Source organism: Oceanotoga sp. (assembly GCF_030445905.1).
Lineage (GTDB): Bacteria > Thermotogota > Thermotogae > Petrotogales > Petrotogaceae > Oceanotoga > Oceanotoga teriensis.
In genome coordinates this window covers 1-11,102 of the sequence record NZ_JASUSU010000067.1, presented here as the reverse complement: position 1 = coordinate 11,102, position 11,102 = coordinate 1, and the positions used below count along the sequence as shown (strand labels likewise).

Annotated in this window: 5 protein-coding genes and 1 CRISPR repeat array; all 5 genes read left to right on the top strand. The window is 25.2% G+C overall.

Annotation, left to right across the window (positions count from 1 at the left end):
• Positions 1 to 69 precede the first annotated feature (69 nt).
• Positions 70 to 3,092: direct repeats of the CRISPR family, unit length 30 nt; unit sequence GTCCTTATATATCCTTTATGGGTTAGAAAC.
• Positions 3,093 to 3,489: 397 nt separating this feature from the next.
• The 5 genes from PWP28_RS13185 (at position 3,490) to PWP28_RS13165 (ending at position 11,007) form a co-directional block, all read left to right on the top strand.
• Positions 3,490 to 4,461, top strand: a complete 972-nt coding sequence (locus PWP28_RS13185; RefSeq protein WP_308644948.1) for a hypothetical protein — start codon at positions 3,490 to 3,492, stop codon at positions 4,459 to 4,461.
• A 90-nt stretch (positions 4,462 to 4,551) separates the two neighbouring features.
• The gene (locus tag PWP28_RS13180; protein ID WP_308644947.1) at positions 4,552 to 5,358 is read left to right on the top strand and encodes a hypothetical protein; all 807 of its coding nucleotides are present in this window, start codon (positions 4,552 to 4,554) and stop codon (positions 5,356 to 5,358) included.
• 634 nt (positions 5,359 to 5,992) lie between these two features.
• Positions 5,993 to 7,264 carry an MBL fold metallo-hydrolase gene (locus PWP28_RS13175; protein ID WP_308644946.1) on the top strand — a complete coding sequence of 424 codons (1,272 nt, stop codon included), beginning with the start codon at positions 5,993 to 5,995 and terminating at the stop codon, positions 7,262 to 7,264.
• A gap of 12 nt (positions 7,265 to 7,276) precedes the next feature.
• Complete coding sequence (locus tag PWP28_RS13170) at positions 7,277 to 8,365, top strand: hypothetical protein (protein WP_308644945.1); 1,089 nt, start codon at positions 7,277 to 7,279, stop codon at positions 8,363 to 8,365.
• 11 nt (positions 8,366 to 8,376) lie between these two features.
• Positions 8,377 to 11,007, top strand: a complete 2,631-nt coding sequence (locus PWP28_RS13165; RefSeq protein ID WP_308644944.1) for an Hsp70 family protein — start codon at positions 8,377 to 8,379, stop codon at positions 11,005 to 11,007.
• Positions 11,008 to 11,102 lie beyond the last annotated feature (95 nt).

The following is an 11,102-nucleotide window of genomic DNA, read 5'->3' as shown; positions in this document are numbered from 1 at the left end:
TCCTTATATATCCTTTATGGGTTAGAAACATTTATTTGAGATACTCTACTAGCTTCCATTTGATAGAAAGTCCTTATATATCCTTTATGGGTTAGAAACAAAGACAGGTTACGGATGGCATCTCCAGCCCATCCATACGTCCTTATATATCCTTTATGGGTTAGAAACTTTCATCTAAAGTATCCAACAACGGTGTGTGTTGCATAATGTCCTTATATATCCTTTATGGGTTAGAAACTCTTTTAAAAGAAGGTTCGTTTCTTTCAACAATATAAAAATGTCCTTATATATCCTTTATGGGTTAGAAACATATCCGTGTGGATATAGACGGATATAATCTACTCCCGATGGTCCTTATATATCCTTTATGGGTTAGAAACCCCAAATGGTGAGGTCTTACGTGTTTTTGATACTTTATGAGTCCTTATATATCCTTTATGGGTTAGAAACAATCTATAAGCTCTACAAGATCCCCTAACCAAACATTTGTCCTTATATATCCTTTATGGGTTAGAAACTCTTCTACCAGTGTCCTTATCTGTTACAGGCTGTTTATGTCCTTATATATCCTTTATGGGTTAGAAACGATGTATATTCAAAATTATCATACATAAAATCAAGGAAAGTCCTTATATATCCTTTATGGGTTAGAAACTAATCAGAATTCTTCATCGAATTCCTCAATAACGCTAGAAGGTCCTTATATATCCTTTATGGGTTAGAAACTTGCTATTTCATCTTCTTTATAAAAGGTACTATTTATTAAGTCCTTATATATCCTTTATGGGTTAGAAACTTTCAATTCTTTGATAGATGTAAAAGTTAACTTAAATTTGTCCTTATATATCCTTTATGGGTTAGAAACTAAACCCGCAGTAGGTTTCTTCAATGTCAATGAAAGCGCTTGTCCTTATATATCCTTTATGGGTTAGAAACCTTTATTAAAATTTTGGTTCGATGAAAACATATTTGGTCCTTATATATCCTTTATGGGTTAGAAACAAGTTTGGTTTAAAGAGGAAAATGAATATATTTATAAAGTCCTTATATATCCTTTATGGGTTAGAAACTAAACTTCAAGGAAAGCGGTTAAAGTTAACCTGTTCCCCCGTCCTTATATATCCTTTATGGGTTAGAAACTACTGTCTCTCTTTTCAGAGAGACATTCATAAATTGAAAGTCCTTATATATCCTTTATGGGTTAGAAACCTATATCTAGATCTTTCCAGCTGTAGGAGCAATTTTCAGTCCTTATATATCCTTTATGGGTTAGAAACTGTCACTATTAACAATAGTGACAAGCCACCTGTTACTAGTCCTTATATATCCTTTATGGGTTAGAAACTCAGCAATAAGATATAATAATTATGAACGATTATTATATAGTCCTTATATATCCTTTATGGGTTAGAAACATGCGAATATAACGTATACAGTAGAAATCAAAAATTTATGTCCTTATATATCCTTTATGGGTTAGAAACTCCCTCATAGGACTGGATTTTTTCAAAATTTCCGAAAAAAAGTCCTTATATATCCTTTATGGGTTAGAAACCTGTGTCATCTTCATTTTCATAATCGTAACCTATCTCAGCTGTCCTTATATATCCTTTATGGGTTAGAAACTAGATACCAAAGAAGGGATTGCTGAAAAACTATTTACTGGTGGTCCTTATATATCCTTTATGGGTTAGAAACTATTATATGGCTTACCTCCTAACCAGGCGGATGGTTCTTGGTCCTTATATATCCTTTATGGGTTAGAAACTTTCTCCCTCCTGAGTCCCTTTCGGGACTTTTTATTTTTATGTCCTTATATATCCTTTATGGGTTAGAAACAAATGAATATCAAAAATTATCAAATGAGATTAAATAGAAAGTCCTTATATATCCTTTATGGGTTAGAAACACGATTTTTAATGGCATTGAATGGACTGCATCTCCAGCCCGTCCTTATATATCCTTTATGGGTTAGAAACGCTAACAGTGTTTCTAAAAGGCTGACTTCTTGTTACTTTCGTGTCCTTATATATCCTTTATGGGTTAGAAACTATTTCCTTTAGCCTCGCCGTTTTTGTTTACATAAGCAGTCCTTATATATCCTTTATGGGTTAGAAACGCTTCTTCGTCATAATCTTCATACCATCCAAGATATTGTTTGTCCTTATATATCCTTTATGGGTTAGAAACTTTCCTACAAACCAAACTTCATTATCTGTTTCTAAAGTTCGTCCTTATATATCCTTTATGGGTTAGAAACTTAAAATTTTAATTTCTTCATCTGGAAGGTAGTCACTAAGTCCTTATATATCCTTTATGGGTTAGAAACCATAGCTATCAAGTATCTTTAAATAAGTGTTAACTGTTTGTCCTTATATATCCTTTATGGGTTAGAAACCTATTAATTATTTTCATATAATAACCTCCTTTTAAATAATGTCCTTATATATCCTTTATGGGTTAGAAACGGTGCCAACCGAAATTCCGATTGATTCAAGCAGTCTAACTGGTCCTTATATATCCTTTATGGGTTAGAAACTCAATTAACCCATCATAGTTAACCGCTTGTACGATTTCAGGTCCTTATATATCCTTTATGGGTTAGAAACAGTTTTGCTTTCAATCTTCTTTTTAAGTATTTCTCAAAGTCCTTATATATCCTTTATGGGTTAGAAACTGTTCTTCCATTCTTTTCTCCTCCTTCGCCCGAAAGGGGGGTCCTTATATATCCTTTATGGGTTAGAAACGCTGGATAATCTCCAGCTCAAATCTCATTCCAGATTCTCCGTCCTTATATATCCTTTATGGGTTAGAAACGAAACATATTCGTAATTACTCCTTGTGTCATATATGTAGGGTCCTTATATATCCTTTATGGGTTAGAAACAACTTCGATAAGTCTCGTTTTTGGAATCGTTACACCCATCGTCCTTATATATCCTTTATGGGTTAGAAACTATTCTTCAATCATTTTTAAACCCTCCTTGAATTTCGTCCTTATATATCCTTTATGGGTTAGAAACTTTATCATATCCTCCGAATAAAATAATATTATTATCAAAGTCCTTATACATCCTTCATGGATTTAAATATTTAAACTTATTTTTAAATCAAAAAATTATATAATTTTGTCTATTAATAATTTGAATAAAAAAACAGACTTTTGATATAAAATACAAATAAAGTATATATCCCTCCGAACATAGCTCTCATTCTCCATTGTAATAAAATTGCTTCAATAAAAATTCTTTCAATTTTATTTCTTTGAGGAATAGTTTAAAAACATAAAAGATAAAAAATATGGATAGTTGATTAATAATCATTAAATAGATTTTGTTTTTGTTAAAGGAGTGAAGTGTCAAAGTGAAGAGTATCGAAACGTCATGAAAGATAAATCTAATGATTTACCGTCATTAAATCTTTGATTTAATATTTTGTCTATTAATAAATTGAAGACTCAAAAAATAAAAAAATAGGAGAGTGATTTTTATGAAAAAAATTACAAAAAAAAAAAAATTATTAAACACATTATTATTAACATTAATGGTTTTAGGAATAGTATTAATGATAGTTAATTATTTTAATATAAAAAACTCTTCATATGAATCAAAACAAGATTTAATTAAAAAATATGAAGAAAAAACTCAAACTTATGATAAAGAAAAAGAAAGAAAAATTATAAATAACTATGAAAAAAAAATGAAATCTGAAATGACAAATTTATTATCAGTACAAAAAATAAAATTAAGAAAAGATATTCAAAAATATAAAACAAATGTAGATATATTTGTTGATGAATCTCTAGGTTTTTTTAATTCAATAGTTTTAGCAGGTAAAGGAATATGGGATTTTATAAAACATCCTATAAATAAAAATAATAGAAACGATGTAAAAGAACATGTTCAAAAAATTTATGATAAAAATATGTTTACAGAAAATGATATAAAAGTATTAGTAAATCAAAATGCAAATGAGTTAAAGTTAAAAATAAATGAAATAATAAAGAGTAACATAGAAAATATGTCAATGGAACTATTAAATATTCCAAATTATGAAGAAAAAGACTTAGCAACTATTTTAAAGGATAAATTTAATTTAAATATAAGTCTTGATAAAAATTTAAAACAAAACTTAGAATCAAGAGTTATTCTTGGAAATTCTTTAGGTATAACTTCTTTTATTGGTACTAACTTTATTTTAGATAAATTAATAGGAAAAGTTATATCTGGAGTAGTAAAAAAAGTATTAGCAAATGCTTCAACAAAGATTGTATCAGGAATTTCATCAATAACAACAGTTGGTATTTCGATATTAGTAAGCATTATACTTGATAAAGTAATAAATAAAGCTTCTAAAGATAACTTAAAAGAAGATTTATATAATAAAGTTGATGATATTGCTTATTCTGTATCTAATGAATTTTATAATTCATTAGAACCAAAACTATTAGAAATATTTTAAAAGTACAAGGATTATTTCCTTGTACTTTTTATATTTTGTCTATTAATAAATTGAAGAATCAAAAAATAAAAAATTAGGAGTGTGATTTATATGAAAAAACTTTTAATAACTATAGCAATTATTTTAATTTCAGCAAATTTATTTTCATCCCCTATATCTTTATTAGATGATACAGTTAAATTAATATTTAAACAATTTGGTGATGATGGAGTAAAACTACTATCAAAATATGGAGATGATGCAGTTAAAATAGCAACTAAATATGGTGATGATGGAGTAAAACTACTATCAAAATATGGAGATGATGCAGTTAAAATAACAACTAAATATGGTGATGATGGAGTAAAACTACTATCAAAATACGGTGATGATGCAGTTAAAATAACAACTAAATATGGTGATGATGGAGTAAAACTACTATCAAAATATGGAGATGATGCAAGTAAGTATATTACTAAATATGGAGATAAAATAGTACCTTCATTAAACAAATATAGTAAATTATCAGATGATGTAATTATAAAATACGGAGATGATTTAATAAAAACAAGTAATAAAGTTACAAACTCATCAGATTTAATAGCAGTTAGCAGTGCCATAAAAACACATCCAGAAAATACAGTAAAAATAATTGAAATAACTAAAAAGTATGGAGATGATTTATTTCAATACATAAAGAAAAACCCAAAATTATTTGCAGGATTAGGTCTAGCAGGAGCATTATATAAAATTGCTACAACTCCAGAATTATTACAAGCAGTTACAATTCCTTTAGAAAAAGGTTTTGAAATAATAATAATTAAAATTGGAACGATTTTAGCATTTTTTATTGGATTTATGCTTATAATAAAATTTGAAATAATACCAAAATTATATAATCAAATAAAAAATAAATGACATGAGAATACTAAAAAGAAAAGAAAACACATTAGCTTTTATTAATAAAAACGAAAAAAAATACTTACCAATAAAAGAAATTGATAACTGGAATTTTATCCATGACTGAATTGATTAAAGGAGTCCTTATCACTCCTATAAAGGAATACTGTTACTTAAGTGGAAGGGACGAGTAAGCTGAGGGATGATCACTTTTTTTATCAATGCGCATTAATCTAAAACTTAAAATAATAACAATTATAAAATGATTAAAGCAGGCAGAAATGCCTGTTTTTTTATATAAAATACAAATAAAGTATACATCTCTCCAAGCATAGATCTCGCTCCTTCAAAATAAAATTTCTTCAATAAAAATTCTTTCAATTTTATTTCTTTTAAGGAGCAGTTTTAATGAAAAAAGCAAGGGAAAGTTTAAAAACATAAAAGATAAAAAATATGGATAGTTGATTAATAATCATTAAATAGATTTTGTTTTTGCTAAAGGAGTGAAACTCCGTGTCAAAGTGAAGAATAGCGAAACGTCATGAAAGATAAATCTAATGATTTACCGTCATGAAACCAAAGGTTTTATCTATAATTTAATATTTTGTCTATTAATAAATTAAAGAATTAAAAAAATAGGAGTGTGAATTAAATGGCTAAATTTTATGTTTTAGGGGGTGGAAATGAAATTGGTGCGAGTTGCTATTTTATTGAATTAGATGGAACTAAATTTTTATTAGATTGTGGTATTAGACCTAGTAGTAAAAAGACTTATCCAGATTTTATAAACTTTTTATCCCAAGGGTATGTTGATGGTTTTTGGGATATTGATGCTATTCTTTTAAGTCATTCTCATTTAGATCATATAGGTGCTTTACCTAGTATTTCACAAGATTTAAAAAATAATATTTATATTTCATCAGAAAATTCTGAATTATTTCCTTGCATGTTATCTCAAACATTAAAAAATAATTCTGATTCTGAAAATATTAAATTATATTCTGAAAATCAAGTTAAAAAGACTCTTGAAAAAGTTAATTTTATTGATTTTAACAAATCTTTTTTTATTAATGATATTAAAATAACTTTTTATCCTGCTGGTCATATTTTAGGTGCAAGTTGCATATTACTTGAATCTAAAGAAGGAAATTTTTTATATACAGGAGATTTTTCTTATGATTTTCAATATACTGTTCCTTCTATTGATTTACCTAAAGGGGTAAAAATCGATACTTTGATTTCTGAAAACACCTATGGCGATATAGAAATTAAAAAGTCTAAAGATGATTTAATAATGGACTTTATAAATGAAATTAATGCTTCTTTAAAAAATGAACATAATATAATAATCCCAGCTTTTGCGCTTGGTAGAACTCAAGAAATAGCTATGATTTTGAATGATTATATTGAAAGAGGTCTTGTTTTAAATAACCCAGAAATTTTTATTGATGGTTTAAGTCAAAAGATATCCCATATTTATGAAAATAAAGGTTTTAAGATTTATAGCAATTATATAAAAAATGCACCGAGAAATCTTTATAAAAATATTAAGCATTTGAAATCGAAAATTGTTATATGCAGTTCAGGAATGTTATTAGAAGGATCTGCTTCTTATAAATATTATAAAAATATCAGAGATTTAGAATCAGCAAAGGTTATTTTTACTGGTTATTTAGATCCTTTGAGTTATGGTAATAAAGTTTATAAAAATAAAGATTTTGAAAAATCTATTATTGTTAAACATGGTTTATCAGCTCATACTGATTCAAAAGGTATTTTTGACTTAATAAAACATACAAATCCAAAAAGAATTATATATGTTCATACAGGAGATAATTCTTCAAATATTTTATTTAAAACTCATAAGTTATTTCCAAAAACAGATACAATAATGTCTTTTAATAATATGAAATTAATAATATAGGAGGATAAAAGAATGATATTAGAATTTGAAAAGATTTTAAATAATCAAAAAAAACGTTCAAGATATGAAAATAGTAAAGATAATTTTGAAATGAAGTTATTAGCAGAATATTTATTGGAAAAAAAAGATTATATGGCAAAAGATTTAGTATATAAAATCAAAAATTATACAAAATCAGCTAGTTTATCTTACAATGTTTTCAATTCTTTAAAAGAATGGAATTTATTATATTATACAGATAGATTAAGCTGGATAGAAAAATTAGAAGAAGTATCAGAAAATATATCCATTCTACTTTATTCAAAAAATCAAGAAAAAATTAATAATAGTTTAGATGATTTAAAAAATTACTTTTTTAATAATAAAATACCAGCTATAACTTATAAATCTATTTTTGTTTTATTAGAAAAAAAATATATTAATAATGATACCTTAAAAGAAAATATTGAAAAAAAACTTCGTAAAGAAAACAATCATTTTTTCTTTCTTATACTTAAAGAATATTTAGCTACTATTGAAACTTATCAACGTAAAGAAAATAATGATATAAGAAAAATTAATGATTTTTATTATGAAAAAATGAAATCAAACTTAGTTTATGAAGTAAAAGAAAAAAATTTCAGAAAAAATATATTAAATGAAAAAAGAGACTTAAAATCATCACTTGAAATAACCGAAAAGCAAAATGAAACTTTGAAAAAAGAATTAGAAAATAAGATTGAAAATATTGAAGACGAAACTTTAATTAATATATTAAAAAACATGAATTCTGAAAAATATAGTCAAATAATAAATAATGTATATGAATCAAATGAAACTTTAAAAAAATTAAAAAAAGATGGAAAATCATTACCAATGCAATATAATTTTTTATCTTTATCTTTAAAAATGTTAAAAAAATTTTTTGATGATTTAGATTTAGAACAAATAAATAAAAAAGATGAAATTTTAGATATAAATCAATATGTAACGGAAGATTATGTATATATAGGCACACCTTTTCAAGAAGATGAAATTAAGCACGTAATGGTAGAAAAAGTTGGTTGGAAATATAAAGGTCATATTATATCAAAACCTCATGTAAAAGAATACAATAATTAGGAGGCAAAAAAATGAAAAAAGAATTTTTTATTGGTATAGATTTAGGTACTACAAATTCATTACTATCATGGTCAAAAATAGATACAAATGAAAGAATAAAAACTGAAATATTAGATACAAAAATGCTTGATTCTACTGGAAGTTTAATTAGAAATAAAAAATTACCTTCAACAGTATATTTTGGTAAAGACACACCAAAAGTAGGACAATATGCTAAAAATATGGTTCTTACAAGACCTGACTTAGTAGTAAAGTCTGTAAAAAGTTTTATGGGTGAAAATAAAAACTTTGAATTTAATAATAAAAGCTATTATAGTTCCGATATTCAAGCTATGATTTTAAAACAATTAGCACAATCATCAAAAGACTTATTTGGATTTATACCTGAAAATGTAATAATAACAGTTCCAGCTTCTTTTGATTCTGATATGAGAAAAGAAACTTTAGATGCAGCTGAAAAAGCTGGTTTTTCTGTAAAAAAAGGTGATGGATCTTATAAAAATATATTATTAGATGAACCTAGAGCAGTAATATTTGATTTTATTAATAAACATAATAATGGAGAAATACCAGAATCTTTAATTGATTTTAAAGATAAAAAAAACATATTAGTTTTTGATTTAGGAGGAGGTACATTAGATGTATCTCTTCATAAAGTATTTTATGATAAAAAAATACAAATAGAAGATTATGCAGTATCAAGATATACTAAAATTGGTGGAGATAATTTTGATGAATTATTAGCAAAAGAATTATTAATTAAATTTATTTCAGCTTATGAAATAGATTATGAAAGTTTAAATGAAGTAGAAAAAATGAGTATAAATAAAAAATTTTCTCAAATAGCGGAAGAAGCTAAAATTGAACTAAGCGATAAAATACAAAGTAATAAATTAATGGGAATTGAAGATCATAATCCAGAAATAGAAATAATTAAAGGAAACATATATGACAATTATATTTTTGAATATGATTTAAGTTTAAAAGAATACAAAAAAATAATATCTCCATTATTAAAAGAAGAATTTAAATTTGATGATTTCAAAGATGTTGATAACATAAAAGATAATGAAAATATAATATTTCCAATATTAGATATATTATATAAAGCATATGAAAAACTAGGAGAAATACCAAAAATAGATGGAGTAATTTTAAATGGTGGAATGACAAAACTAACTTTAATAAAAGATAGAATCAAAGATTTCTTTGGATTTGAACCATTAAGTGTATTAGATCCAGATATGGCAGTTGCAAGTGGTGCTTCAGTATATCATTATTATACATATAGAGGCTATAAACCAACTAAAATAATAAATGATTCAATAGGAATAGAAGTTGCTGGAAATAGAGTAGAACATTTAATAAAAGAAGGAACAGTACTTCCATACAAATCACCTGTAATAGATAAATTCACTGTAGAATATGATAATACAAAGTATATAGATTTACCATTTTATTTAGGAAGAAGATCTGATACATTAGCTCCAAACAGAAAAATTGCTACAAGAAGAATTTCTTTTGATCCTCCATTAAAAACAACAGATAAAATATATTTAAATATAGAAGTTGATGAAATGAATATGATGAAAATTACTGGAAGTGTAAATAACTCTTCAGATAATACTTTTACAGTTAGCGTATTAACAAGTAAAACCGAACAAATAAATAATCCTATTTCTACAAATTATGAACTTCCTAAAAAAAAAATAAAAACTACAAAACCAATAGGACCAAAGTTAGATGTTGCAAATAATATAAAGTATTTAACAGATTTATTTAAAAATCATGATAAAACAAAAGACCCATACAAAAAAGCACAATTAATCAAATCAATAAAACAAAAAGAAACAGCAATATTAAATGCAGAAAACTTTAAAGATTTTATACCAGTTTTATTAAAAAAATTAGAAAATGCAAACTCTTTTGGATTTACAAGAATTATGCAACTATTAGGAAATATTATATCAAAATATGATATAGAAACTGAAGAAATAATTCAAAAAGCTATGTTTTATTCATCACCTATGAGATTTTATTATTTAAAAGATTTTGAATTAAACACAAAAGTAAGAACATGTATTGAAACAATAGGAAAATCAGAAAATAAAATAGCAGAAAATCATTTAATACAAGTATTAGATAACACATCAAATAAAGCAATAATAAATTCTTCAATTATATCTTTAGGAAAAGTTGGATATACAATAAATGCAATAGATGCTTTAAAGAAAAAATTAAACTTATCTTTTAAAACACCAATATTTTGGTCTATAGGAAAATTATCTTCAAAAGATAGAGATAATAAAATTAAATTTGAACAAATAAAAGATTTAAAAAAACCTTTATTAAACTCTTTTAAAACATTAAAAAATGCAGAAGAAGTGAATTATTTAATATATTGTTTAGGAGAAATTTTTGATAACAGATATGAAAATAACTTAAATGAAATAGAAAGATCTAATTTAATAAAAAACATACTAGATGAATCTAAAATAGCAAAAAAAAAATTAACATTTAACGAAAATCAAAAAACAACTTATGAAAAATTTATTAATCTAACAAATAAAATGATTTTAGGTACAAAATTAACAGAAGAAGAAAATCAAGTATTATTAGCAATTAGAAGTAAATTAAAATAAAAATATTCTCCAGATTTCAATTTAAATTTTGAATATGTATGACCTAAATCATGTACATTTAAAGCCACACCAAATAAAAAATAAAATAAATCTCT

What these genes read in the sequence shown, in the direction of transcription:
- PWP28_RS13180 (WP_308644947.1), top strand. Translation starts at nt 4,552, where the DNA reads ATGAAAAAACTTTTAATAACTATAGCAATTATTTTAATTTCAGCAAAT.
- PWP28_RS13165 (WP_308644944.1), top strand. Translation starts at nt 8,377, where the DNA reads ATGAAAAAAGAATTTTTTATTGGTATAGATTTAGGTACTACAAATTCA.
- PWP28_RS13175 (WP_308644946.1), top strand. Translation starts at nt 5,993, where the DNA reads ATGGCTAAATTTTATGTTTTAGGGGGTGGAAATGAAATTGGTGCGAGT.
- PWP28_RS13185 (WP_308644948.1), top strand. Translation starts at nt 3,490, where the DNA reads ATGAAAAAAATTACAAAAAAAAAAAAATTATTAAACACATTATTATTA.
- PWP28_RS13170 (WP_308644945.1), top strand. Translation starts at nt 7,277, where the DNA reads ATGATATTAGAATTTGAAAAGATTTTAAATAATCAAAAAAAACGTTCA.